Source organism: Actinosynnema sp. NPDC023658 (genome assembly GCF_040639995.1).
Taxonomy (GTDB): Bacteria; Actinomycetota; Actinomycetes; order Mycobacteriales; family Pseudonocardiaceae; genus Actinosynnema.
Genome location: NZ_JBFAAX010000053.1, coordinates 1 through 24,308 on the forward strand (window position 1 = coordinate 1; position 24,308 = coordinate 24,308).

Annotated in this window: 20 protein-coding genes and 1 pseudogene; 11 read left to right on the top strand and 10 right to left on the bottom strand. The window is 72.8% G+C overall.

All coding sequences use genetic code 11. The features are described 5' to 3' along the window. Positions 1 to 17: 17 nt before the first annotated feature. The gene (locus AB0G02_RS09740) at positions 18 to 572 is read right to left on the bottom strand and encodes a hypothetical protein (protein WP_360791987.1); all 555 of its coding nucleotides are present in this window, start codon (positions 570 to 572) and stop codon (positions 18 to 20) included. An 85-nt stretch (positions 573 to 657) separates the two neighbouring features. Here AB0G02_RS09740 and AB0G02_RS09745 point away from each other — a divergent pair, with 85 nt between their 5' ends. Next, positions 658 to 3,027, top strand: a complete 2,370-nt coding sequence (locus tag AB0G02_RS09745; protein ID WP_360792043.1) for an NB-ARC domain-containing protein — start codon at positions 658 to 660, stop codon at positions 3,025 to 3,027. A 190-nt stretch (positions 3,028 to 3,217) separates the two neighbouring features. On the opposite strand, the gene AB0G02_RS09750 is transcribed toward AB0G02_RS09745, so the two are convergent. The 3 genes from AB0G02_RS09750 to AB0G02_RS09760 are packed head-to-tail and all read right to left on the bottom strand — an operon-like array spanning position 3,218 to position 5,376. Then, positions 3,218 to 3,601 (bottom strand): Rid family detoxifying hydrolase, encoded by a 384-nt coding sequence (locus tag AB0G02_RS09750; RefSeq protein ID WP_360791990.1) that lies wholly within the window; start codon positions 3,599 to 3,601, stop codon positions 3,218 to 3,220. 60 nt (positions 3,602 to 3,661) lie between these two features. After that, entirely contained in the window at positions 3,662 to 4,411 is a 750-nt protein-coding gene (locus AB0G02_RS09755; RefSeq protein WP_360791993.1) for an IclR family transcriptional regulator, read from the bottom strand. Continuing rightward, a complete protein-coding gene (locus AB0G02_RS09760) occupies positions 4,408 to 5,376 on the bottom strand; it encodes a sugar kinase (protein ID WP_360791996.1) in 969 nt (322 codons plus the stop codon). The genes AB0G02_RS09755 and AB0G02_RS09760 overlap by 4 nt, the downstream gene beginning before the upstream one ends. Before the next feature lie 129 nt (positions 5,377 to 5,505). Between AB0G02_RS09760 and AB0G02_RS09765 the strand changes: the two genes are divergently transcribed. From AB0G02_RS09765 to AB0G02_RS09775, 3 genes are read left to right on the top strand one after another with little or no spacing between them, the layout of a single operon-like run. Further along, positions 5,506 to 6,759: an amino acid deaminase gene (locus tag AB0G02_RS09765; protein ID WP_360791999.1), complete on the top strand. Its 1,254-nt coding sequence runs from the start codon at positions 5,506 to 5,508 to the stop codon at positions 6,757 to 6,759. Between the two features lie 13 nt (positions 6,760 to 6,772). Then, entirely contained in the window at positions 6,773 to 8,362 is a 1,590-nt protein-coding gene (locus AB0G02_RS09770) for a D-aminoacylase (protein WP_360792002.1), read from the top strand. Further along, positions 8,359 to 9,753: a gluconate:H+ symporter gene (locus AB0G02_RS09775; RefSeq protein WP_360792005.1), complete on the top strand. Its 1,395-nt coding sequence runs from the start codon at positions 8,359 to 8,361 to the stop codon at positions 9,751 to 9,753. The genes AB0G02_RS09770 and AB0G02_RS09775 overlap by 4 nt, the downstream gene beginning before the upstream one ends. A 66-nt stretch (positions 9,754 to 9,819) precedes the next feature. Here AB0G02_RS09775 and AB0G02_RS09780 read toward each other — a convergent pair whose 3' ends face one another. The 3 genes from AB0G02_RS09780 to uvrA all read right to left on the bottom strand — a co-directional run bounded on the left by AB0G02_RS09780 (position 9,820) and on the right by uvrA (position 14,260). After that, positions 9,820 to 10,725 carry a hypothetical protein gene (locus tag AB0G02_RS09780; protein WP_360792008.1) on the bottom strand — a complete coding sequence of 302 codons (906 nt, stop codon included), beginning with the start codon at positions 10,723 to 10,725 and terminating at the stop codon, positions 9,820 to 9,822. Between the two features lie 94 nt (positions 10,726 to 10,819). Beyond that, entirely contained in the window at positions 10,820 to 11,284 is a 465-nt protein-coding gene (locus AB0G02_RS09785) for an SRPBCC family protein (RefSeq protein ID WP_360792011.1), read from the bottom strand. A gap of 102 nt (positions 11,285 to 11,386) precedes the next feature. Next, positions 11,387 to 14,260 (bottom strand): excinuclease ABC subunit UvrA, encoded by a 2,874-nt coding sequence (gene uvrA / locus AB0G02_RS09790; protein ID WP_360792014.1) that lies wholly within the window; start codon positions 14,258 to 14,260, stop codon positions 11,387 to 11,389. 231 nt (positions 14,261 to 14,491) lie between these two features. On the opposite strand from uvrA, the gene AB0G02_RS09795 reads away from it, so the two are divergent. After that, a complete protein-coding gene (locus tag AB0G02_RS09795; protein ID WP_360792017.1) occupies positions 14,492 to 15,283 on the top strand; it encodes a maleylpyruvate isomerase family mycothiol-dependent enzyme in 792 nt (263 codons plus the stop codon). Between the two features lie 98 nt (positions 15,284 to 15,381). Here AB0G02_RS09795 and AB0G02_RS09800 read toward each other — a convergent pair. Then, positions 15,382 to 16,320, bottom strand: a pseudogene (locus tag AB0G02_RS09800) (acyltransferase family protein); the annotation flags it as partial. Positions 16,321 to 16,436: 116 nt separating this feature from the next. On the opposite strand from AB0G02_RS09800, the gene AB0G02_RS09805 reads away from it, so the two are divergent. The 3 genes from AB0G02_RS09805 to AB0G02_RS09815 all read left to right on the top strand — a co-directional run bounded on the left by AB0G02_RS09805 (position 16,437) and on the right by AB0G02_RS09815 (position 20,170). Next, positions 16,437 to 17,114 (top strand): MBL fold metallo-hydrolase, encoded by a 678-nt coding sequence (locus AB0G02_RS09805; RefSeq protein WP_360792020.1) that lies wholly within the window; start codon positions 16,437 to 16,439, stop codon positions 17,112 to 17,114. Between the two features lie 343 nt (positions 17,115 to 17,457). Next, positions 17,458 to 19,302, top strand: a complete 1,845-nt coding sequence (locus AB0G02_RS09810; protein ID WP_360792023.1) for a UvrD-helicase domain-containing protein — start codon at positions 17,458 to 17,460, stop codon at positions 19,300 to 19,302. Positions 19,303 to 19,324: 22 nt separating this feature from the next. Next, positions 19,325 to 20,170 carry a ChbG/HpnK family deacetylase gene (locus AB0G02_RS09815; RefSeq protein WP_360792026.1) on the top strand — a complete coding sequence of 282 codons (846 nt, stop codon included), beginning with the start codon at positions 19,325 to 19,327 and terminating at the stop codon, positions 20,168 to 20,170. A gap of 31 nt (positions 20,171 to 20,201) precedes the next feature. Here the strand turns inward: AB0G02_RS09815 and AB0G02_RS09820 are convergent, their stop codons facing one another. Beyond that, a complete protein-coding gene (locus tag AB0G02_RS09820) occupies positions 20,202 to 20,801 on the bottom strand; it encodes a hypothetical protein (protein ID WP_360792029.1) in 600 nt (199 codons plus the stop codon). Between the two features lie 44 nt (positions 20,802 to 20,845). On the opposite strand from AB0G02_RS09820, the gene rnhA reads away from it, so the two are divergent. Then, on the top strand, positions 20,846 to 21,340 hold the full coding sequence (gene rnhA / locus AB0G02_RS09825; RefSeq protein WP_360792032.1) for a ribonuclease HI: 495 nt from the start codon (positions 20,846 to 20,848) through the stop codon (positions 21,338 to 21,340). Positions 21,341 to 21,377: 37 nt separating this feature from the next. Here rnhA and AB0G02_RS09830 read toward each other — a convergent pair whose 3' ends face one another. Next, the gene (locus tag AB0G02_RS09830) at positions 21,378 to 22,511 is read right to left on the bottom strand and encodes a PLP-dependent aminotransferase family protein (protein ID WP_360792035.1); all 1,134 of its coding nucleotides are present in this window, start codon (positions 22,509 to 22,511) and stop codon (positions 21,378 to 21,380) included. Positions 22,512 to 22,613: 102 nt separating this feature from the next. Here AB0G02_RS09830 and AB0G02_RS09835 point away from each other — a divergent pair, with 102 nt between their 5' ends. After that, complete coding sequence (locus tag AB0G02_RS09835) at positions 22,614 to 23,537, top strand: sigma-70 family RNA polymerase sigma factor (RefSeq protein ID WP_360792038.1); 924 nt, start codon at positions 22,614 to 22,616, stop codon at positions 23,535 to 23,537. Between the two features lie 19 nt (positions 23,538 to 23,556). Further along, positions 23,557 to 24,306 carry an alpha/beta hydrolase gene (locus AB0G02_RS09840; protein ID WP_360792041.1) on the top strand — a complete coding sequence of 250 codons (750 nt, stop codon included), beginning with the start codon at positions 23,557 to 23,559 and terminating at the stop codon, positions 24,304 to 24,306. The last annotated feature ends 2 nt before the right edge of the window (positions 24,307 to 24,308 follow it).

Consider the following 24,308-nt stretch of genomic DNA (forward strand, 5'->3'; position numbering starts at 1 on the left):
CGGGGTCCGCCCCGGCGTCACGGGCTCACGCCGCTCGCCCTCAGCCGGCGGGCGGCCAGCGCCCGGATGATCTCGGGGTCCTGCCGGCGCCAGCCCTCCACCGGGTCGCCGGGGAACGCCGCCAGGTCGCGCAGCGACAGGGTGTTCAACGCGTGCAGCGCGAGCAGGTCGAGGCGGCCCTGGTCGCGCAGCCGCCGGGCCACCCCGGCCCGGCGGGCGAACCTCAGGCGCAGCGGCAGCCACGTGATCAGCACGAACGCCAGCGGGATCGCGATCAGCGCGACGGTCAGCCACAGCGCGGTGGACTCGACCGCCTGCACCTGGGCGTCGCCCGCCTGGGTCAGCGTGCCGCCCGCGGACCGGCCGCGTTCCAGCGCGTCGGCCAGCTTCCCGCCCACCAGCGGCACGTCGCGGGCCTTGGCGGCGGCGTCGCCGAACGTGTCGGCCAGGTTCCGCCCGGCGTCGGCCAGGCCGTCGCCCGGAGCGCGCAGGGTGCGGACCGCGTCGCCCACCGCCGTGGCGACCCGCACCCAGAACCACGTCCACGCGACCACGAGCAGGTCGGCTGCCACTTGGAGGACCGTGCGGGGCGAGGGATCCGCGTACCACTTCATGGGTGGTGGTCTTACCAGGTGCGCGTTACCGGAAACCGACGTGATGGTCGTCGCCGTGCCCGAGCGGGCCGCGGACGTCACCCGTGCCACTAATGTCGGGGTCGTGGGCATGACGTTCGGTGAGCTGCTGCGGGCGCACCGGTTGCGGGTCCGGTTGACCCAGGAGGACCTGGCGGAGGGTTCCGGGGTCAGCGTCCGGGCGATCAGCGACATGGAGCGCGGTCGCGCGAAGGGCCCCCAGCGGCGCACGGTGGAGGCGCTGGCCGGTGTGCTCTCGCTGGCGGAGCGGGAGATCCGGGAGTTGCTGGACGCGGCCAAGGAGGGCCGGGTGCGGCGGTCGGTGACCCAGGCGGCGTCCCCGGTGGCGCCGTCGGCGTTGCCGCCCGACGTCGCGGACCTGACCGGGCGCGAGGGCGAGCTGGCCGCGTTGGCGGCGGTGGCCGCCCAGGCGCGCACGACGTCCCTGGTCGTGGTGCACGGCCCGCCCGGCGCGGGGAAGACGACGTTGGCGGTGCGGGCGGCGTACCAGTTGGCGTCTCGTTTCGCGGACGGGTGCTTCTTCTTCAACCTGCGCGGCATGGACGTGCGACCGGTGCACCCGTCGGAGGTGGTGCACCGGATGCTGCTGGCGCTGGGGGTGGAGGAGAAGCAGGTCCCGGCCGGCGAGGCGGAGCGGTCCGACCTGTACCGGGCGCGGCTGCGCGAGCGGTCCACGTTGCTGGTGCTGGACAACGCCTCGGACGAGGCGCAGGTGCGCCCGCTGCTGGCGACCGGGTCGGGGTCGCTGGTGGTGGTGACGTCCCGGTTGGTGCTCGGCGGGTTGGAGGCGAGCAGGCGGATCGGGTTGGACGTGCTGGGTCCGGGTGAGTCGTTCGAGCTGCTCGGCGCGATCGCCGGGCGGACCAGGGTCGGCGCGGAGCCGTTGGCGACGGCGCGGGTGGCGAAGCTGTGCGGGCACCTGCCGCTGGCGCTGCGGATCGCGGGCAACCGGCTGGCCAGCCGTCCGAAGTGGACGATCGAGCACCTGGCCGGGCAGCTGGTCGACGAACGGCGGCGGCTGTCCGCGCTGACGGCGGGCGACCTGCAGGTTCGGACCGCGTTCGAGATGTCCTACCGGCAGCTCGGGGAGAAGGCCGCGGTGCTGTTCCGCAGGCTGTCGCTGGTGCCCGGGGTCGACTTCGGACCGGACGTGGCCGCGGTGCTGGCGGGCGTGGACCGGTTCGCCGCCGAGGACACGCTGGAGGAGCTGGTCGACATGAGCCTGCTGGACACCGCCGAGGTGCCCGGCCGGTACGTGTTCCACGACCTCGTCCGGGTGTTCGCCGGTGAACGGCTGGTGGACGAGGAGCCGGCGCCGGTGGTCGGGCAGGCGCGGCGGCGGGTGGTGGACTGGCTGCTGGACACGGCGGTGGAGGCGGCCGGGTTCTTCGGCCCGGACGCGCGGTCCGCGCCGTCGGGTCCGCTGCGCAGCCAGGAGGACGCGGACGCGTGGCTCACCGCCGAGGCGGCGAACTGGTCGGGTGCGCTGCGGTGGGCGCAGGCCGACGGGGCGCACGCCGAGGTGCTGCGGCTGGCGACCGCGATGCACTGGTACTCCGACCAGCGGGGGCGGCCGGAGACGTGGGTGGAGGTGTTCACCGCCGGGGTGGCGGCGGCGCGGGCGTTGGGCAGCGTGCGGGACGAGGCCGTGCAGCTGAACTTCCTGACGTGGACGCTGGCCGTGCTCATGCGCCGGTACGAGGACGCGCTGGCGTTGTACGAGGAGGCCTCCCGCGCGGCGGAGGCGGCCGGTGACCGGAGGGAGCAGGCCTGGGCCTGGCACTACCGGTCGGTGTCCGAGCTGCGGACCGGGCGGTTGGAGGAGGCCCAGGTCAGCGCGCGGCGGGCGCAGGAGCTGTTCCGGCTGGCCGGGTACCCGTTGGGCGAGCAGATCTCGTTGTCCTGCTTGGCCTTGGTGCTCGACGGGCTGGCCCGGTACGAGGAATCGGTGCGGGTGCACCGGGAGCTGCTGACCGTGATGCGGTCCGGGAAGCTGGACCTCGCGCCGGTGATGGTGACCGAGATGTCCGCGACGCTGCTGGTGCGCATGGCGGACAGCCTGGTGCGGCTGGGGCGCTGGCCGGAGGTGCTGACCGCGGCGGACGAGGCGTTGGAGCTGCTGCGCGCGACGACCGCGCCGTCGAGCCTGTCCGACGCCCACTACCTGCGGGGGCTGGCGCTGCACCGGCTCGGTGATCCGGTGGGTGCCCGGACCGAGCTGGTGCGGGCGGCGGGGTTGGCCGCCGACCACCGCCACCGCCGGTTGGCGGCGGTGCTGGACGCGTTGGCCGAGCTGCACGACGACTTGGGAGACCCGGTCGCGGCTGGGGGTTACCGCGACCGGGCCGAGGCCGTGAAGTCAGCCGATCGGTGATGCGTTCCTCGCCATCGCCGGTCCTTCCATGACGTGCTCCTGGGGGTGCTCCCAGTCAATCGCCCGCGCGCGCCCGACACCACGCAGAACAACCGGCAGAAGTACGTGCAGTCCCCCGGTCGGGTAACCCCGGCGCGACCGGCCGCTCCGGCACGGTGCCGGTCGAGCACGGTGCCGGTCGAGCACGGGGTCAGTCGAGCACGGCGAGCGCGTCGATCTCCACCAGCAGCTTCGCGGGCAGCCCGACGTAGACGGTGGTGCGCGCGGGGAACGGCTCCTCGGTGACGAACTCGCCGTAGACGGCGTTCATCTCCGCGAAGTGGGCGGTGTCGGTGAGGTAGACGCGCAGCATCACCACGTCGGACAGCGACGCGCCGCCCGCCTCCAGCACGGCGAGCACGTTGCGCATCGCCTGCCGGGTCTGCTCGGCCACCGTCTCACCGACGATGGCGCCGGTGGCCGGGTCGAACGCGACCTGGCCCGCCACCTGCAGGATCGGGCCCTTGCGGACGCCCTGGGAGAACGCGGCCACCGGGGTGGGCGCGTCGGCGGTCCTGATCTCGGTCTTCGACATGTGTTGTGCGTTCCTCTCTGGTGGACCCTGGTGGGACGGATCGCCGGCCGCGCCGACGGGTCAGTCGCGCGGCGACCAGCCGCACTCGACGGAGGCCGCGCGCGTGGCGGTGAGCAGGTCGGGCAGGTGGCCGAGCAGGCCCTCGTAGTCGAGCAGCACCTTGGGCACGGACATCGACACGGCCGCCACCACCTCGCCCCGCGCGCCGCGGACGGGCGCGGCGATGCAGTGGATGAAGTCCTCGTGCTCGGCGTTGTCGACCGCGTACCCGGCGGAGCGGACGCGGTCCAGCTCGGCCAGGTAGGCCTCCGCCGAGGTGATGGTGTTCGCGGTCAGCGGCACGTAGTCGATGGACCGCGCGACCTCGCGGCGGCGCGGCTCGGGCAGGTCCGCCAGCAGCACCTTGGCCACCGCGGTGCAGTGCAGCGGGGCCCGTCTGCCGATGCGCGAGTACATCCGCATCGGGTGGGTGCTGTCGTACTTGTCGATGTAGATCACCTCGCCGTCCTCGTAGGACGCGAGGTGGACGGTGTAGCCGGTGCGGGCGTTGAGCTCGCGCAGGGCGTTCTCGGCGCTGCGCCGCACGTCCCGCTCCTCCAGCGCCCGGTTGGCGAGGTCGAACAGGGCGGTGCCCAACCGGTAGTGGTGCACGCCCTCGCGCTGCACGAACCGGTGCGACTCCAACGTGCGCAACAGCCTCATAGTGGTCGACTTGTGCACCTCGATGACGCCCGACAGCTCGTCGAGCGTCTTCGGTCCGGTGGCCAGTTCCCCCACCAGGGTCAACGCCCGGTCCAGGCTTTGGCTCATCGACCTCTCCTCAGGTGTGCGGCGGCCCACGTGCGGGAGTCGGCGTCCAGCAGCGGCGCGGTCACCGCGGCCGGCAGCGACTCCCCGACATCCTCCCTGGTGAGCAGCGCCGAGGCGGCTTGGAGGTGCCCGACGCGCAGCCGGCGTGCCGGTGGCTCCCCGGCCAGGTGCGCGGCGAGGTAGCCGGCCGCGAACGCGTCGCCCGCGCCGACCGGCTCGACCACGTCCACCCGCAGGCCGGGTTGGAACGTCGTCGCACCGCCCTCGACCACGGTCGCGCCCCGCGCGCCGTGCTTGACCACGAGCGTCGTCGGGCCGGGCAGCAACGCCCGCAGCTCGGCCGGGTCGCCGGTGCCCCACACCGCCCGCGCCTCGTCGGAGCCCGCCAGCACGACGTCCGCGCCGTCGGCCAGGTCCCGCAGCACCGACGGGTCGCGGTCGTGCCACAGCGCGGGCCGCCAGTTGAGGTCGAACGACACCGGCACCGCCCGCGGCCTGCGCAGCACCGCGCGCAGCAGCTCCAGGCAGCTGTCCGACAGCGCCGCGGTGATCCCGCTGACGTGCACCAGCGCGATGTCGGCCGGGTCGAGCGACTCCAGCACGTCCGGGCCCATCGCGGACGCCGCCGAGCCGTGCCGGTAGTACCGCACGGGGCTGCCCCCGGCGGCGGCCTCCTTCACGTAGAGGCCGGTCGGCCGGTCCGGGTCGACCCGCACGCCGGTGACGTCCACGCCCGCGCCGCCCACCGCGTCGAGCACCGCGCCGCCGAACGCGTCGTCACCGACGGCGCTCACCCACCGGCTGCGCACGCCCAGCCGCGCCAGGTGGACGGCCACGTTCGACTCGGCGCCGCCGACCGCCCGCGTCCACGTGCGCGCCGCGCGCACCGGACCGGGTTCGGCGGGCACCAGGACCGCCATGGTCTCGCCCAGGCACACCACACCGCCCGGCAGGTCGAACCGCATCCGTGCTCCTCCGGACTTCTCCCAGGTGGACGGTGTCCCTCGTTGACGCCGGCGGCGACCGATGTTACACACTCTGGTATCACATCGCGCAATAGCCGTTGCGGCATATGCAACGTGAGGAGCGACTGAGTGGACCTCGACGCTGTGGCCGCCATCCGCGACGAGCGGGTCGACTGGCGGTTCAAGGGCCTGCCCGCCGACGCGTTCGGCGCGACGATCGGTGACCTGGCCGCGCGCCGGCTCGACCTGTTCACCGGCGGATTCGTCGGTCCGCTGGTCGTGCTGGACGCCGCCGCGCTGGAGCACAACCTCGCCACCATGGCCCGCTGGTGCGCCGACCGGGGCGTGCTGCTGGCGCCGCACGGCAAGACGACCATGGCCCCGCAGCTGTTCGCCCGCCAGCTGGAGCACGGCGCGTGGGGCATCACCGCGGCCAACACCAGCCAGCTGCGGGTCTACCGGGCGTTCGGGGTGCGACGGGTGCTGCTGGCCAACCAGCTCGTCGACCCGGCCGGGTTGCGGTGGCTGGCCCGCGAGCTGGACGCCGACGACGCGTTCGAGTTCACCTGCTGGGTGGATTCGGTCGCGGGCGTGGAGCGGATGACCGAGGCGCTGGGCGCGGTCGGGCGGCCGGTCGACGTGCTGGTCGAGCTCGGTGCGCCCGGCGGGCGGACCGGCGCGCGCGATCACGCCACGGCGCTGGAGGTGGCCCGTGCCGCCGCCGCGAGCCCCGCGCTGCGCCTGACCGGTGTCGGCGGTTACGAGGGTGCGCTGGCGCACGACGCGTCACCCGCGGCGCGGTCCGTCGTGGACGGTTACCTGACCTCGTTGCGGGAGCTGGCGATCGCGCTGCACGGGGTGTTCGAGACCGACGAGCCGATCGTCACGGCGGGCGGCAGCGCGTACTTCGACCAGGTGACCGCGGCGCTCACCGCGCCGTGGCCGTTCCCGGTGCGGCCGGTGCTGCGCAGCGGCGCGTACATCACCCACGACGACGGGTTCTACCGCGGCATCTCGCCCCTGGGCCGCACGCCCGGCGCGCAGCCGTTCCGCAGTGCGTTGCGCGCCTGGGCGCAGGTCACCTCGCGGCCCCAGCCGGACCTGGCGCTGCTGACGCTGGGCAAGCGCGACGCGTCGTTCGACGAGGGCCTGCCCGAACCGCAGGTCCGGCGCGGCCGGGACGGCGTCGAGCGCCCGTTCTCCGCCGAGGTCACCGCGCTCAACGACCAGCACGCGTTCGTGCGGCTGTCCGGTGACGACGTCGAGGTCGGTGACTGGGTCGGCCTCGGCCTGTCCCACCCCTGCACGGTGTTCGACAAGTGGCCGCTGATCCCGGTGGTCGAGGGCACCACCGTGGTCGACCTGGTGCGCACGTACTTCTAGGGAGGACAGCGGCGTGGACATCGTCTTCAGGGGCGCGCGGGTCGTCGACGGCACGGGCGAGCCCGCCTACCGGGCGGACGTGGGCGTGCGCGACGGGCGGATCGTCGAGATCGGGGACCGGGTCGACGGCGGTCGGGTCGTCGAGGCCGACGGCCGGGTCCTGGCGCCGGGGTTCATCGACATGCACTCCCACTCGGACCTGCAGGTGCTGGCCCGGCCGGAGCACCTGGCCAAGGTGTCGCAGGGCGTGACCACCGAGGTGCTGGGCCAGGACGGGCTGTCCTACGCCCCCGTGGACGACGGCGTGCTGGCCGTCCTGCGCGCCCAGCTGGCCGGCTGGAACGACGACCCGCCCGGGTTCGACTGGGACTGGCGCTCCGTGGGCGAGTACCTGGACCGGCTCGACCGGGGCATCGCGGTCAACGCCGCCTACCTCGTGCCGCAGGGCACGCTGCGGATGCTGTGCCTGGGCTACGAGGACCGGCCCGCCACCGACGCCGAGCTCGACCGGATGCGCGAGGTGCTGGCGCGGTCGTTGCGCGAGGGCGCGGTGGGCATGTCGTCCGGCCTGACCTACACGCCCGGCATGTACGCCGACACCGCCGAGCTGACCGAGCTGTGCCGCGTCATCGGGGAGCTGGGCGGGTTCTACAGCCCGCACCACCGAAGCTACGGCGCGGGCGCGCTGGAGGCGTACGAGGAGATGGTCCGGGTGTCGCGCGACTCCGGCTGCCCCCTGCACCTCGCGCACGCCACGATGAACTTCGACGTCAACCGGGGCCGGGCGGGCGAGCTGCTGGACCTGCTCGACCGGGCGATCGCGGCGGGTGGGGACATCACCCTGGACACCTACCCGTACCTGCCCGGCGCGACGTACCTGTCCGCGCTGCTGCCCAGCTGGGCGGGCGAGGGCGGACCGGAGGCCACCCTGGCCCGACTGTCCGATGTGGACACGCGTGAGCGCATCCGGGTCGAGGTCGAGGAAACCGGCTCCGACGGCTGCCACGGCGTGCCGGTCGACTGGAACGCCATCGAGGTCAACGGCGTGCGCAACGCGGAGAACGCGCACCTGGTCGGGTCGTCGATCGCGGAGTCCGCGCGCCGGGCAGGACGGCCGCCCGCCGAGCTGTACTTCGACGTTTTGCTCTCCGAGCGGCTGGGCACCTCGTGCCTGATGCACGTGGGCCACGAGGACAACGTCCGGGCGATCATGCGACACGCCGCGCACACCGGCGGCAGCGACGGGCTGCTGGTCGGTGACCGGCCGCACCCCCGCGCGTGGGGCACGTTCCCCCGCTACCTGGCCCGGTACGTGCGCGAACTCGGCGTGCTGGGGCTGGAGGAGTGCGTGTCCCACCTGACCGGGCGGGCCGCGCGGCGGCTGCGGCTGGCCGACCGCGGCCTCGTGCGCGAGGGGTGGGCGGCCGACCTGGTGCTGTTCGACCCGGATACCGTCGCCGACACCGCCACCTTCGAGCAGCCCCGGCAGGCCGCCGCGGGCATCACCCACGTCGTCGTCAACGGCGTCACCGTCCTGGACGAGGGTCGGCGGACCGACGCCCTTCCCGGACGTTCCCTGCGAAATCCCCGGAGCCGCGCATGATCGACTGGTTGCAACACAGCACGGGTGGCCTGCTGACGCTGTCCGCGGTCAGCATCGCCATCCTCCTGGCGCTGATCATCAGGTGGAAGGTCGAGCCGTTCATCGCGCTGCTCATCGTCGGCCTGCTGGTGGCGCTGGCCGCCGGCCTGCCGGTGGAGACCCTGGTCGGCTCGGCGCAGAAGGCGTCGGAGTCCCTGGTGGAGAAGGGTTTCGGCGGCATCCTCGGCCACGTCGCCGTGATCATCGGCCTGGGCACGCTGCTCGGCGCGATCCTGGAGGCCTCCGGCGGCGCCGAGGTGCTGACCCGGTCGCTGCTGCGGGCGTTCGGGGAGAACCGCGCGCCGCTGGCCATGGGCCTGGCCGGGCTGATCTTCGGCGTGCCGGTGTTCTTCGACATCGGCATCTTCGTGCTCGCGCCCCTGGTGTACGTCGCCGCCAAGGCGAGCGGCCGGTCGATGGTGCTGTACGCGATGCCGCTGCTGGCCGGGTTGTCGGTGATGCACGCGTTCATGCCGCCCCACCCCGGACCCGTCGCGGCAGCAGGGCTGCTCCACGTCGAGCTCGGGTGGATCATCATCATGGCGCTCGCCGTGGCGATCCCGGCGTGGTTCATCGGCGGCGTGCTGTACTCGGCGTGGATCGGCAAGCGGATGCACGTGCCGGTGCCGGAGGAGATGCTCGCGGCGGCGGAGAAGATGCGCGGCGAGCAGACCAAGGGCGAACCGCCGCTGTCCACGGTGCTGGCCGTCATCGCGGTGCCGCTGGTGCTGATCCTGGCGGGCACGTTCGGCAGCATCCTGCTGCCCAAGGGTTCCGTCGTGCTGGGCGTGCTCACGTTCTTCGGCACGCCCGCGGTCGCGTTGACGATCGCGGTGCTGCTGGCGTTCTGGCTGCTCGGCTACCGCCGCGGCATGACCCGCGCGCAGGTGACCGAGCTGGCCGGCGCGTCCCTGCGGCCGGTGGCGATGATCCTGCTGGTCGTCGGCGCGGGCGGGTTCTTCGGCGCGGTGCTGTCCGCGACCGGCGTCGGCAAGGTGCTCGCCACCTCGCTGGCCGACCTCGGCCTGCCGGTGATCGCGCTGTCGTACGTGATCAGCTGCGGCATGCGCATCGCGCAGGGCTCCGCGACGGTGGCGATCGTGACCACGACCGGCATCGTCGCGCCCGTCGTGGCGGACCTGCACTACTCGCAGCCGCAGCTGGCGCTGATCGTCATGTCGATCGCGGCCGGCTCGATCATCGCCTCGCACGTCAACGACGGCGGGTTCTGGATCGTGTCGCGGTACTTCGGCCTGTCGGTGAAGGAGACGCTCCAGACCTGGACCGTGCTGGAGACCATCCTGTCGGTGGTCGGCTTCGTGGTCGCCGCCCTGCTCAGCCTGGTGGTGTAGCGGGCGGGTGCCCCGAGCCGTCCGGCCCGGGGCACCCGTCCCCCTCCCCCATCCCCCTCCCCCGGCTCAGGCGCCCGCCTTCGTGCCGTCCGGCCGGGCGGCGAACCACACGCCGCCCACGCCGTGCCCCTTGGCGTCACCGCAGACCACGTCCTCGGCGAACAGGTACAGCGGCCACCCGGCGACCGTGGCCTGCAGCGTGCCGTCCGCCCGCGTCACCGAGCCCACCAGCGCCCGGTCGACGCCCCGCACCTCGAACGCCGGCGAGTCCACCAGCAGAGGCGGCCACTTGGCCGCGCAGTCGCCGTCGCAGTTCGACGCCGACGGGTCCGCGGTGTCCTCGTCGAACCGGTACAACGTCATGCCGTCCGCGTCGGTCAGCACGGTCCCCAGCGGGCCGGCGGACGCGGTGGTCAGCACCGGACCGGCGGTGGGCGCGGCCTTCCTGCCGTCCGGCGCGGCGGCGAACCACGTGCCGCCCACGCCCTGCCCCTCGGCCCGGCCCGGCGCGGTGTCCCCGGTGAAGCGGTACACCGGCCAGCCGGCGACGGTGACCTGCCGGCCGCCGTCCTCGCGGTCCACCGAGCCGACGAGCGCCCGGTCCACCCCGCGCACCCGCACGTCGCCGGACGTCAGCAGCGGGGGCCACCGGTCGGCGCAGCCGCCGACGCAGGTGGAGGTCGGCGGACTGGCCTCGTCCTGGTCGAACCGGTACAGCGTCAGGCCCTCGCCGTCGGTCAGCACCGCGCCCAGCCCCGGCACCACGGCGGTCGTCAGGCCCGCGACGTCCCGGGGCGCGATCTCGCTGCCCGCCTCCCGCGGCTCACCCGCGACCGGATCGGCCGCCGGGTCCTGCGCGGAGGGTCGGGCGACCCCGGCGACCCCGTCCTGCGGCGACGGGCTGCACGCGCCGACCAGGGCGAGGCCCGCGAGAACGGCGGCACCAACTGCGACTGCACGAGCGCGGGTCATGGTGAACCTCCCCGGGACATCCCTGCGGCGACCGAACGCCACTCACACGGATGCGGAGCCCCGGCGGTTCAGCCCTTTTTCCGACCGGCTCGCCTCAGTTCTCCAGCGCCGCCCGGAAACCGGCCAGGTAGGTGCGCAGACCCCGCTGCCCGCTGCGCATCATCAGCTCGTGGTTGGCCTTGAGCAGCGGCCGGCTGATGATCGCCAGGCCCCGCAGCAGCGGCTTGCGCACCACCACCTCCTGCTCGTAGACCAGCCGCGCCCCGGCGCCGTCGGGGAGGATCCGCCAGCTCGCGGTGCCGTGCAGGTCGCCCACGAGGTTCGCGCGCAGCAGCCCCTCGGCCGGCTCCTTCGCGTTGTGGTGGGCCTGGAACACCAGGTCGTAGGGCAGCACGGAACGGCACCGCAGCTCGGCCGCGTCCTCAGCGACCTGGCGGGCGTCACGCACCTCGCGCCACCAGCTCGGGTAGCTGCCCAGGTCCGCGAGCACGTCGAAGGCGCGCTCGGGCGTGCAGTCCACCGACCAGGTGCTGCGGAAGCGGTAGGAGTTCAACGGCATGCCGCCATGGTCACGCACGACGGCGGGCCGGGCCAACCGCTTGCGTGCCCCCGTCCTCCGACGATCGTCGGCCGGCCGACTGGCCGGCCGTCGATCAGCCGGTCAGCCGACCGCCGCCTCTGCCGGCAGCACTTCCCGCAGGAACTGCCCGGTGTAGCTCTCCGCGACCTCCGCGACCTGCTCCGGCGTGCCCTCGGCCACCACCATGCCGCCACCGGACCCGCCCTCGGGCCCCATGTCGACCAGCCAGTCCGAGGTCTTGATGACGTCGAGGTTGTGCTCGATCACGATCACCGTGTTGCCCTTGTCGACCAACCCGTTGATCACGCCGAGCAGCTTGCGGATGTCCTCGAAGTGCAGGCCCGTGGTCGGCTCGTCGAGGATGTACACGGTCTTGCCGGTGGACCGCTTCTGCAGCTCCGCCGCCAGCTTCACCCGCTGCGCCTCACCGCCGGACAGGGTGGGCGCGGGCTGCCCGAGCCGCACGTACCCCAGGCCGACGTCGACCAGCGTGCGCAGGTGCCGGTGGATCGCGTTGATCGGCTCGAAGAAGTCCGCCGCCTCCTCGATCGGCATGTCGAGGACCTCGGAGATCGTCTTGCCCTTGTAGTGCACTTCCAGCGTCTCGCGGTTGTACCGGGCGCCCTTGCAGACCTCGCACGGCACGTAGACGTCCGGCAGGAAGTTCATCTCGATCTTGATCGTGCCGTCGCCCGCGCACGCCTCGCAGCGCCCGCCCTTGACGTTGAACGAGAACCGGCCCGGCTGGTAGCCGCGCACCTTCGCCTCGGTCGTGGCCGCGAACAGCTTGCGGATGTGGTCGAACACACCCGTGTAGGTGGCCGGGTTGGACCGGGGGGTGCGGCCGATCGGGGACTGGTCGACCTGCACCAGCTTGTCGACCTGGTCCAGCCCGCGGACGCGGGTGTGCCTGCCCGGCACCTGCCGCGCGCCGTTCAGCTTGTTCGCCAGCACGGTCGCCAGGATGTCGTTGACCAGCGTGGACTTGCCCGAGCCGGACACGCCGGTGACCGAGACCAGGCAGCCGAGCGGGAACGACACGTCGATGCCGCGCAGGTTGTGCTCGCGCGCGCCGACGACCGTGAGCTGCCGCTTCTTGTCGACCTTGCGGCGGGTGGCGGGCATCACGATCTCCTTGCGCCCCGCCAGGTACGCGCCGGTGATCGACTCCTTGTTCTTCAGCAGGTCCTTGTAGGGGCCGCTGTGCACGACCTTGCCGCCGTGCTCACCCGCGCCGGGGCCGATGTCGACCACCCAGTCGGACGTGCGGATCGTGTCCTCGTCGTGCTCGACCACGATCAGCGTGTTGCCCAGGTCGCGCAACCTCGTCAGCGTCTCGATCAGCCGGTGGTTGTCGCGCTGGTGCAGGCCGATCGACGGCTCGTCCAGCACGTACAGCACGCCGACCAGGCCGGAGCCGATCTGCGTGGCCAGCCGGATGCGCTGCGCCTCGCCACCGGAGAGGGTGCCGGACGCGCGGTCCAGCGACAGGTAGTTCAGGCCGACGTCGAGCAGGAAGTGCAGCCGGGCCTGGATCTCCTTGAGCACCGCGCCCGCGATCATCGCCTCGCGCTTGCCCAGCTTGAGCCCGTCGAGGAAGTCGGAGCACTCCGACACCGACATGGCGCACACCTCGGCGATGGACTTGTCGCCCTTGCGCCCGTGGTGCAGCGTGACGGCCAGGATCTCCGGCTTGAGGCGGGTGCCCTGGCACGTGGGGCAGGGCACCTCCCGCATGTAGCCCTCGTACTTCTCCCGCATGTACTCGGACTCGGTCTGCTCCTGCCGCCGCTCCAGGAACGGGATCACGCCCTCGAAGTTGGCGTAGTAGGAGCGCTCGCGGCCGTACCGGTTCTTGTAGCGGACGTTGACCTGCTCGTCGACGCCGTGCAGCACCGCCTTCTGCACCTTGGCGGGCAGCTGCCGCCACGGCGTGTCCATCCGGAACCCGATCGCGAGCCCGAGCGACTCCAGCAGCCGGGTGAAGTACTCCGCGGTCTGGCCGGACGCCCACGGCGCGATCGCGCCCTCGGCCAGCGACAGCTCGTCGTCCGGCACGACCAGCTCCGGGTCGACCTCCTTGCGCACGCCGATGCCGGTGCACGCGGGGCACGCGCCGTACGGGGAGTTGAACGAGAACGACCGCGGCTCCAGGTCCTCGATCGCGAGCGGGTGGCCGTTCGGGCAGGCCAGGTTCTCGGAGAAGCCGCGGACCCGACCCGGGTCGTTCTCCGGCACGTCGACGAACTCCAGCTCGACCAGGCCGTCGGCCAGCCGCAGCGCCGTCTCCACCGAGTCGGTCAGCCGCTGCTTGGCGCTCGCCTTCACGCTCAGCCGGTCGATCACGACCGCGATGTCGTGCTTCTCCTGCTTCTTGAGCTTCGGCACCTCGGCCAGGGCGTGCACGACGCCGTCGACCTTGGCCCGCGAGTAGCCCTGGGACTGGAGGGTGGAGAACAGGTCGAGGTACTCGCCCTTGCGGCCCCGGATGACCGGCGCGAGCACCTGGAACTTCGTGCCCGACTCCATGGCCAGCACCTGGTCCACGATCTGCTGCGGCGTCTGCTTGCTGATCGCCTCGCCGCAGGTGGGGCAGTGCGCCTTGCCGGCGCGCGCGTAGAGCAGCCGCAGGTAGTCGTAGACCTCGGTGATGGTGCCCACGGTCGACCGCGGGTTGCGGCTGGTCGACTTCTGGTCGATCGACACCGCGGGCGAGAGGCCCTCGATGAAGTCGACGTCCGGCTTGTCCATCTGACCGAGGAACTGCCGCGCGTACGCCGACAGCGACTCGACGTAGCGGCGCTGGCCCTCGGCGAAGATCGTGTCGAAGGCGAGGCTGGACTTGCCCGAGCCGGACAGCCCGGTGAACACGATGAGGCTGTCCCTCGGCAGGTCGAGGTCCACCCCTCGCAGGTTGTGCTCGCGCGCCCCGCGAACGACAAGCCGGTCTGCCACAACGGTTCCCTTCGGTTTTTGACCATCCCCCGAACAGGCGTTCGAAAAAGCCTAGCGGAACACTGCGTCGGCCCTGTCGGGGAGGGCGTCAACCATGCTAGGTGCGGGGACCGACAAAACCGTGACGAGCCACTTCCACGATCGTGCGCCAACGGCTCTACCGGACGGTAGTGAACGCCCCTACGCTGGGGTGATAGGCCGTTCGGCCGCATACGCCGGGATGAGGTGCCCATGAGCTTCGCCGATGCCGCCCAGGTCCGATCCGCCCAGACGAGCGTACCCGCGCCCCGCGAGCAGTCGGCCGCGGTCCAGGACGCCGTCGCCGGGCTCGCCGAGGTCGACCGGGCGACGGAGGCGTTGTACGAGGTCGTCGCCGGGCTCGACCTGCGCGCGTTGCGCGGTCCGAGCCTGCTGCCCGGCTGGAGCCGGGGTCACGTGGTGACGCACCTCGCACGCAACGCCGACGCCCTGGTCAACCTGCTGACGTGGGCGAAGACCGGCGTCGAGCACCAGATGTACCCGAGCTCGGCCGACCGGGACGCCGACATCGCGGAGGGCGCGGGCCGGCTGCCGCAGCTGCTGCGGGCCGACCTCGACGCGGCGTGCCAGCGGTTCGCCACGGCCGCCCGGGAGCTGCCGCCCACGGCGTGGGAGGCGGAGGTCGTGCACCCCAAGGGCGGGCCGTTCCTGGCGCACCGGGTGCCGTGGCTGAGGCTGCGCGAGGTGTGGTTCCACCTGGTCGACCTGGACAGCGGCGTCGGGTTCGAGGACCTGCCCCCGGAGCTGCTGGAGCAGTTCCTGGAGGGTGCCGTCGGCCAGTACGCCGACCGGGCCGACGTGCCGTCCGCGCGGGTCGAGGCGGTGTTCCCGGACGGCCGTCAGCGCAGCTGGGAGCTGACCGCCGACAGCGAGGCGTCGCCCGCGGTGAGCGGCGCGGCGGCCGACGTGCTCGGGTGGCTCACCGGCCGCCACAGCGGCGCCCGGCTGAACGGGACGGCGCCCACGCTGCCCAAGTGGCTCTGAGCGGCGTGCAGGCGGGCGGTGAGCAGCAGGCCGGCCAGCGCCGGGCGGCTCGCCGTCAGCGCCCGGTGCGCCGGGCGTTCCACGAACCTGGTGAGCAGCCAGCCGAGGACGACGGCCGTGCCGGTGAAGACCGCGAGCTGGACCCACGGGCCGTGGCCGGAGACCTTGGCCATGGCGACGTAGCCGATCTCCTGGTGCACGAGGTACACGCCGTACGAGATGCCCGCCAGCCACCTGATCGGGCGGGCGAGCAGCCGCACGGGGGCGAAGTCCCAGTCCCGGCCGCCGGCCGCCGCGCACACGCCGATCAGCAGGACGCCGAGCCCGACGGTCGACGCGAGGTCGGCGCTGTGCACCACCTGCGCCAGCAGTGACGCGGTGAGCAGGGCGAACAGGTGCCGGTCACCGATCCGCGCCTTGGACCACAGCCAGATGCCGACGCCGATCGCGAACAGCTGCGCGCGGTGCACGCCGAGGCCGTCGTAGAGGGAGCGGACCAGGCCGGGTTCAGCCGTCCAGACCCGGGTGACCAGGGGTGCGACGACGAGCGTCCAGGGCAGGGCGGCGACCGCCCGGCCGCGGACCCGCGACACCAGCAGCGCACCGGCGACGAACCCCGTGACCTGCACCGGGAGGGTCCAGTAGGAGAAGTCGACCAGTCGGACGCCCGGGACCCAGTTCTGCAGCAGGAGGGCGTTGAAGAACAGGTCGCGCGGTTCGAGGTGGCTCCAGCCGTCCGGGGCGAGGTGGCGCAGCACGGCGTAGGTGACCGTGACCGCCACCACGTAGGCGGGGAGCAGGCGGGCCAAGCGGTTGCGCAGGAAGCGGGCCGGTTCGCCCTTGGCCAGCGAGGCGCAGGCGAAGAACGCGGAGATCACCACGAGCGCGCTCGCGCCGAACTCGAGGTCGAAGGCGAAGACCGGGCGGCCGAGTTCGGAGTGGACGGACGGTCCGGCGTGCGTGGCGTGCTGGAGCAGCACGCACAACACGGCCAGGATGCGCAGGACGTCCCAGTTGATCCGACGTTTGGTAGGCACGAGGTGGAAGAACCCTAATCAGACGACATCGGAGGGGCGGCAACGGTTGTTACCAACCCTAGGGGGTGTACCTGTGGGGACACTGAAGGGTGTCGGGTCGGATACCGTCGGCCACTGTGGACGTACTAGAGGACTACACGGGGCACGTCTCGCCGGGCGGCCCGGCGGCACGGCGCACCCTCGACGCGCTGACCATCACGAAGATCTCGGTCGGGCCCATGGACAACAACGCCTACCTGCTGGTCTGCCGCGCGACGAACGAGGGGCTGCTCGTCGACGCGGCGGCCGACCCGGAGCGGCTGTCCGACCTGGTGGGCCACTCGGTGAACCGGCCGAGGCTGAAGACCGTCGTGACCACGCACCAGCACGCGGACCACTGGGCGGCGCTGGGCGCGGTGGCGGGTGCGAACGGTTCCAACACGGTGGCGCACGCGGCGGACGCGGGCGTCCTCCCGATCCCGCCCGACCTGCTGGTCGAGCACGGTGACACGGTGCACGTCGGGCAGGTCCCGCTGACCGTCATCCACCTGCGCGGCCACACCCCCGGCTCGATCGCCCTGCTGTACCGCGACCCGACCGGCCACCCGCACCTGTTCACGGGTGACTCCCTGTTCCCCGGCGGGGTGGGGAAGACCACGTCGCCCGCCGACTTCACGTCGTTGATCGACGACGTCTCGTCGAGGGTCTTCGACGAGCTGCCGGACGACACCTGGGTGTACCCGGGACACGGTGACGACACCACCCTGGGGCGTGAACGACCTCACCTGGACGAGTGGCGCTCGCGCGGCTGGTGACCGAGGTCTCGTGCGGGTGACGCCGGTCTCCGGTCGGCGCCACCCGCACATCCGGACAGGGCCGCCGGCCCAGCGCGGCCGATTACGACCTCACCGAGCCGTTCACGCCACGTCCCGGCCCGCGCCGCACCACTGACCAGGGGCGACATCGCTCTCCCGGACCCGTCCGCGCGGGCAGTCACCCGCCCTGCGACATCCGGGTGATCAACCGTTTGCCGCCGCCGGACGCGCGCGTCGCGCCCTAGGTTCGGATGCACCAGTGGCAGACGGAGGGTGCATGGTTCTCAGTGCGCACGCCTGGCGACGGATACAGCGGGAAGCAGAGGAATCACTCACCCGGGTGATGCCGACGTTGTCCCCCGACTCACGAAGAGTGCTCACCGCGGTGCTCTCGCGCACCGCCTCCGGTTGGCGGCTCTTCCTCCACCGCGACCACGGGCGACGGGACCGGGCGGATGCGTTCCTCATCGGGCCGGGTGGCGTCACCGCACTCGTCATCGGTGAGGTGGGCGACCTCCGGGCGGTCGTCCGGCACGCGGAGGAGCGGTGCGCGGGCATCCGCGGTCCCGGCGGGCAGGTGCTGGTCCGCAGCGCCATCCACTTCGTGCTGGTCGGTCCGAACGACGCCCCGCCCCCGTTCCGCGTCCTGGACGAGAGCCGGTTGGACCTCTTGTTCCGCCGCGACGCCGCGCACCTGAGCCGCAACCAGGTCGACGCGATCGCGAACCAGCTCGGCAAGCGGCTGTCCCCGTACCGGGAGCTGCGGGTCGAGGCGCCCGAGCGCGCTCCGGAGCAGGCCGGCCTGCTGGACGTCGGTGAGGTGACCGCGGACCAGCTCGCGCTGGCCCAGCAGCGCCCCTTCGAGACGTGGCTGACCTTCCTGCACCCGCAGCAGCAAGCCGTGGTGACCCGTCGCTACCACGGTCCGGCGCGGATCAGCGGCCCGGCGGGCACCGGCAAGACGGTGGTCGCCTTGCACCGATTACGTCACCTGGCCAGGCGTTCCACCGGTCCGCTGCTGTTCACGACGTTCGTGCGCACCCTGCCCCGAGTCCACCGCGCGGCGTTCCTGCGGCTCGCGCCCGAGTTGGGCGACCGGGTCGAGTTCACCAACCTGCACTCGTGGGCCCGCGACTTCCTCGCCGCGCGGGGCAGGCCGGTCGACGTGCAGCCCGACCAGGCCCGGACGCAGTTCAGCCTCGCCTGGATCGCGCACCGCGACGCGCTGGCCCGGTGGGAACCGTCCGCGGGCTACTGGCAGACCGAGATCGACCGGGTGATCAAGGGCCGCGGCCTGCGGACGCTCGACGAGTACCGGAAGGTCCCTCGGCGTGGCCGCAGCGTGCGACTCGACGCGAATCAGCGCGAGCCGGTCTGGCAGCTCTACCTCACCTACGAGCAGTTCCTCGCGGACAAGGGCGTGCACGACCACAACGACATGATCGCCATCGCGCTGGACGAGCTCCGACGACGAGGACCGGACGAGCGGTACGCGGCGGTGGTGGTCGACGAGGTGCAGGACATCACCCTGATCGGGCTGCGGATGCTGCGCGAGCTCGCGGGTGACGGGCCGGACGGGCTGCTGCTGGTCGGTGACGGCCAGCAGCAGGTGTACACCGGTGGCTGGCGGCTGTCCGACGCCGGCATCCCGATCCAGGGACGCGGTGAGGTGTTGCGGGTGAACTACCGCAACCGCGAGAAGGTGCTGGACTTCGCCCGGCGCTTCGACGCCGACAACACCGTGGACGACCTCGACGGGGCCATGGGCGTCACGCTGGAACAAGCCGACGCGGTCGCCTCGGGTGGCGAGGCGCACCTGTGGCGCGGGTCGGAGCAGGACCTGGACCGAGCCCTGGTGGACGCGGTACGCGGTCTGCCGGTCCCTCCCGGGCAGGCCGCGGTGATCACCTTCGGCAACCCGGACGCGCAGCGCTGCGTCAAGGCGTTGCGCAACGCGGGCATCCCGTTGCGGCATCTTGAGGACTACGTCGGAGAGGACGACGACCTGGTGAAAGTCGGCACGGTGCACCGCGCCAAGGGCCTGGAGTTCCGAGCCGTCCTCGTGGTCGAGTTCCTCCGGCCCGGTGAGGTCCACGAGGAACAGGCCGAGCTGCGGACGAGGCAGCGGCTCGTCGCCGCCACCCGTGCCCGCGACTACCTGTGGTGGGCGGTGGCGCAAGCGCAGTGACGCCGGCGGTCACACTGGAGGGGTGGATGACCTCCGGTCGAGTGAGTTGCTCGGGTTTCCCGCCGACGCGCGGGTGCTCATCGTGAACTGCGACGACCTCGGGATGCACGAGGACGTCGACGTGGCCGCGGTGGAGTCGATCGAGGTGGGGATCGCGCGGTCGGCCAGTGTGATGACGGTCGGGCCCTCGGCGGGGCACGCCCTCGGGTTGCTGGGGCAGCGGCCGGGGTTGTCGTTCGGCGTTCACCTCACGCTCGTCCGGGACACGGCGGCCGACCGGTGGGGGCCGTTGACCGCGAGGGCGGAGGTGGCCTCGCTGCTGGACGAGGACGGTGAGCTGTTCACGGCGGACCGGAGGGCCGACCTCCTCGCCCGTGCCCGTCCCGAGGAGGTCGAGGCGGAGTTCCGGGCGCAGGTCGACGCGGTGCTCGACGCGGGCCTCTCCCCCACGCACCTCGACTTCCACTGCCTGGTCGACGGCGGACGGGACGACGTCCTGGACCTGACCACCGCGCTGGCCGCCGAGTACGGGCTGGCGGTGCGGGTCTGGCTGGACGAGGGCAGGCGGAGGGCGCGGCGGCGCGGCCTGCCGGTGGTCGACCACCCGTTCCTGGACAGCTTCTCCGTCGACGTCGACACCAAGCCGGACCGGTACGCGCGGCTGCTGCGCGACCTGCCCGCGGGGCTGAGCGAGTGGGCGGTGCACCCCAGCCTCGCCGGCGCCCGGTCGCGGGAGGTCGACGGCGGCTGGCGGGTGCGCCGGTCCGACTACGAGTTCCTGGTCTCGCCGCGCGCCCGGGAACTCGTCGACCGGGAGGGCATCACCGTGATCGACTACCGGGCGCTCCAGGAGGCCTGGTCCCGATGACCGCCACCCGCGAGCCCGCACGTGTGGCCGTTCAGGCGTCCCGCTCCACGGCGTCGAGCACGTCGAGGTAGCCGTCCCCGACCCGCCACAAAGCGTCCGAGACCGCGGTCAACTTGCCGGGGCTCCACCGCTTCTCCTCGTAGGCACGGGTGTGGCGGCGCAGTGCCCGCAGGCTCACCGCCAGCTCGTCCCGCAGCCGGGCCCGGAACTCGTCCGCTCCCGGCGCGGGCAGCCGGACGTCCTCGCCACGCCCCTCCGCCAACGCCGCCAGGGTCTCCTCCGCCGTGCCGTCCACCGCGTCCCACACCAGGGCCGGCCGGTCGATGGCGTGGTTCCAGACCGGGGCGTGCGCCGAGCGCCACAGTGCCCTGATCGGGTTGCGCGACATCCGGGTCGCGTTCGCCCAGTGCTCCGCGCCCTGCGGCTCGCTCAACCACGGGACGTCGTCGACGGGCAGGTCCACCACCACGGCGACGGTCACCCGTTCGAGGTCACGTGGTGTGCCGAGGACGTCCCCCGCGGCCCACAACCGCACCACCCGCAACGGGTGGATCGAACTCGGCAGGCTCGCCACCTCGCCGCACCTGGCCGCCAACTCCTCGACGTGCCGCACCGCCCGTGACCACTTCACCCGCCCATCCTCGCCCATCGCGGCGCTCGGTTATCTTTCGCCGCATGGAGCAGGTGGTGGAGATCTACACCGACGGCGCGTGCAGCGGCAACCCCGGACCGGGCGGGTGGGGTGCCGTGCTGCGGTACGGGGCGCACGAGCGCGACCTGTTCGGCGGCGAGTCGGAGGCCACCACCAACAACCGGATGGAGCTGATGGCCCCGATCCGGGCGCTGGAGACGCTCAAGCGGCCGTCGGTGGTGCGGATCTACACCGACAGCACCTACGTGCGCAACGGCGTCCTGTCGTGGATGGCCAAGTGGAAGGCCAACGGGTGGATGACCTCCGGCAGGCAGCCGGTCAAGAACGTCGACCTGTGGCAGCGCCTCGACGCCGCCGCCGCGCCCCACGAGGTCGAGTGGCACTGGGTGAAGGGGCACGCCGGGCACCCGGAGAACGAACGCGCGGACCGGCTGGCGGTCCGCGGCGTCCGCGCGGCGATGGAGTCGGACCTGCGGGCGGACGTCGTGCACGACGCCGAGCAGGGGCACGTCGGCTGAGGCCCCTCCACGCCCGCCCCACCGACAGGTCCGACCGCTACCGCAGCACGGCCGCCAGCCGCCGCATGCCCTCGGAGATGTCGTCGGGCGTGTTGGTGGTGAACGACAACCGCAGCGTCGACCGGTCCGGCGTGGTGGCGTAGAACGCCGCGCCGGGCACGAACGCCACGTCACGCTCCAGCGCGGACGTCAGCAGCGACGCCGCGTCCACGTCGCCGGGCAGGCTGACCCACACGAACATCCCGCCGTCGGGGTCGCTCCACCGCGCCCCGGGCGGCACCGTCGACGGCAGCGCCGCGATCATCGCGTCCCGCCGCTCCCGGTAGGCCGCGCACACCTCGCGGATGTGCTCGTCCAGGTCGTTCGCCTTCAGGTAGACCGCCGCCGCGGCCTGGTCGATGGTGGACGTGTGCAGGTCCGTCGCCTGCTTCACGATCACCAGCGTGCGCATGACCGACGCGGGCGCGCGCAGCCAGCCGAGCCGCATGCCCGGGGCACCGACCTTGGAGAAGCTGCCCGCGTACAGCACGCGGTCGCTCATCGAGGCCAGCGACGGCACCGGCTCGCCCCGGTAGCGCAGCTCGCTGTACGGGTCATCCTCGATGACCCACAGGTCGTGCCGCTCGGCCAGTGCGGCGATCTCGGCCCGCCGAGCCGCGGTCAACGTCCGGCCGGTCGGGTTGGCGAACGTCGGCACCAGGTACAGCAGCGCGGGGCGCTCCCGCTCGACGACCTCGGCCAAAGCGGCCGGGACCATGCCGTGCTCGTCGCTCGCCACCGGCACGATCCGCGCGCCGGCGAGCTGGAAGCACTGCAGCGCCGCGAGGTAGGTCGGCTCCTCGACCGCGACCACCGCGCCCGGTTCCAGCAGGGCGGTCACGACCAGCGTCAACGCCTGCTGCGAGCCGGACGTGATCAGCAGGTCGTCCACCCCGGTGGGCAGGCCGCGCCGGGTCAGCCGGTCCGCGACCAGGGCGCGCAGGTCGGCGTCGCCCTCGGTGGGCGCGTACTGGAGGGAACGGCGGGAGAGCGCCTGGTCGAAGGCCGTGCGCAGGGCTTCGACGTCGAACAGCTCGGGCGCGGGCAGGCCGCCGGCGAACGAGATGACCTCGGGGCGTGAGGTGAGGGCGAGCAGGTCGCGGACGGGCGAGGCGGAGAACGTGCGCGGCATGAGGGGCTCCTCGAGTGGTCGAGCGGTGCGATCCGCGCGGTCGTGCCACGCATGAGGGGCTGCACTGGGGTCGAGGCGCCGGGTTCATCCTAGCGTGTCGGGGTGGACCTGGAAGCGCATCGCGTCGAGCTGACCGGCTACTGCTACCGCATGCTCGGCGGGCCGTTCGAGGCCGAGGACGCCGTGCAGGAGGCGTTCGTGCGGGCCTGGCGCACGTTCGACCCGGACCGCGGGTCGCTGCGGACGTGGCTGTACTCGATCGCCACGAACGTGTGCCTGGACATGCTACGCAGCGCGCAGCGGCGGGCGTTGGCGACGGACCTCGGCCCACCGGCCGCGGCGGGCACACCGCTGGGCGTGCCGCTGCCCGCCGGGGCGTGGGTGCTGCCCGCGCCGGACGCGCGGGTGCTGCCCGCCGACGAGCTCGTGGTCGGGCGGGAGACCGTGCGGCTGGCGTTCGTGGCCGCGCTGCAGCACCTGCCGCCGCGGCAGCGGGCGGTGCTCATCCTGCGGGACGTGCTGTGCTGGCAGGCCTCCGAGGTGGCGGCGCTGCTGTCCACGACCGTCGCTTCGGTGAACAGCGCGCTGCAACGCGCACGCGCCACCCTGGCCGACCGCGAGCCCGCGCCCCTGCGCCCGTACGACAAGGCGTTGCTGGAGCGGTACGCGACGGCGTTCGAGCGGCACGACGTCGAGGCGTTGGTGGCCCTGCTGCACGAGGACGCGACGATGACGATGCCGCCGTTCCCGTGGTGGTTGCGCGGCCGGGCCGACATCGCGGTCGCGTTGTCCTACCCGGACAGCGGCTGCGAGCACGCCCGGCTGGTGCCGACGTGGGCCAACGGCGGGCCCGCGTTCGGCCAGTACCGGCGGGACGACGGCGGCGTGCTGCGGCCGTTCGCGCTGGTGCTGGTGGAGTTCTCGGGTGAGCGGGTGGTCGGCTCGACCACTTACCTGGGCGATCACCTGTTCGGGATCTTCGACCTGCCGATGAGTTTGCCCGACCCGGCCCGTACGAGTGGGTGAGACCCCTTGGGAGGACTGGATGTACGAGACGGTGAACGGCGTGCGCACCTGGTTCGAGGTGCGCGGCGAGGGCGAGCCGCTGGTGCTGCTGCACGGCGGGTTCAGCGACTCGCGGGACTTCGAGCCGAACCTGGCGCGGCTGGCGGACCGCTTCCGGGTGTTCCTGGTGGACCGCCGGGGCCACGGGCGGACGCCGGACGTGCCCGGTCCGGTGCCGCTGGACGTGCTGGCGGGTGACGTCGTCGCGTTCCTGGAGCAGGTCGTGGGCGGCCCGGCGCACCTGGCGGGCTACAGCGCGGGCGGCGTGGTGGCGCTCGGCGTGGCGCAACGACGGCCGGACCTCGTGCGCCGGCTCGTGGTGCTGAACACCGCATTCGCCAAGGACGGCTGGATCTTCCTGCCGCAGCCCGGTGGTGGACTGCCGGCGGAGGTCGTCGACCGGTACGCCGAGGTGTCGCCGGACGGTCGCGACCACCTGCCGGTGGTGGTGGAGAAGTTCGCGCGGGCCGCGCACGACCCGGAGGTCGTCGACCTGCGCGCGATCACCAGCCCGACGCTCGTGCTGGGCAGCGACGACGACATCGTGCACCTGGAGCACACCGTCGCCCTGTACCGGGGGATCGCGGACGCGCAGCTGTGCGTCCTGCCCGGCACCTCGCACCTGATGCCGTTCGACCGGCCGGACGAGTGCGTGGCGGCGGTGGTGACCTTCCTGACCACGACCCCGACGCCGCTCATGCCGATCCGCCGCGGGGAGGTGGGCTCCTGACC

Bases quoted from the DNA above. Each gene is read 5' to 3' on its own strand.
- AB0G02_RS09750 (WP_360791990.1), bottom strand. From the start codon at position 3,601: ATGTCGAAGACCGAGATCAGGACCGCCGACGCGCCCACCCCGGTGGCC.
- AB0G02_RS09780 (WP_360792008.1), bottom strand. From the start codon at position 10,725: ATGACCCGCGCTCGTGCAGTCGCAGTTGGTGCCGCCGTTCTCGCGGGC.
- AB0G02_RS09840 (WP_360792041.1), top strand. From the start codon at position 23,557: ATGTACGAGACGGTGAACGGCGTGCGCACCTGGTTCGAGGTGCGCGGC.
- rnhA (WP_360792032.1), top strand. From the start codon at position 20,846: ATGGAGCAGGTGGTGGAGATCTACACCGACGGCGCGTGCAGCGGCAAC.
- AB0G02_RS09755 (WP_360791993.1), bottom strand. From the start codon at position 4,411: ATGAGCCAAAGCCTGGACCGGGCGTTGACCCTGGTGGGGGAACTGGCC.
- AB0G02_RS09830 (WP_360792035.1), bottom strand. From the start codon at position 22,511: ATGCCGCGCACGTTCTCCGCCTCGCCCGTCCGCGACCTGCTCGCCCTC.
- AB0G02_RS09775 (WP_360792005.1), top strand. From the start codon at position 8,359: ATGATCGACTGGTTGCAACACAGCACGGGTGGCCTGCTGACGCTGTCC.
- AB0G02_RS09785 (WP_360792011.1), bottom strand. From the start codon at position 11,284: ATGCCGTTGAACTCCTACCGCTTCCGCAGCACCTGGTCGGTGGACTGC.
- AB0G02_RS09745 (WP_360792043.1), top strand. From the start codon at position 658: ATGGTCGTCGCCGTGCCCGAGCGGGCCGCGGACGTCACCCGTGCCACT.
- AB0G02_RS09795 (WP_360792017.1), top strand. From the start codon at position 14,492: ATGAGCTTCGCCGATGCCGCCCAGGTCCGATCCGCCCAGACGAGCGTA.
- AB0G02_RS09810 (WP_360792023.1), top strand. From the start codon at position 17,458: ATGCCGACGTTGTCCCCCGACTCACGAAGAGTGCTCACCGCGGTGCTC.
- AB0G02_RS09760 (WP_360791996.1), bottom strand. From the start codon at position 5,376: ATGCGGTTCGACCTGCCGGGCGGTGTGGTGTGCCTGGGCGAGACCATG.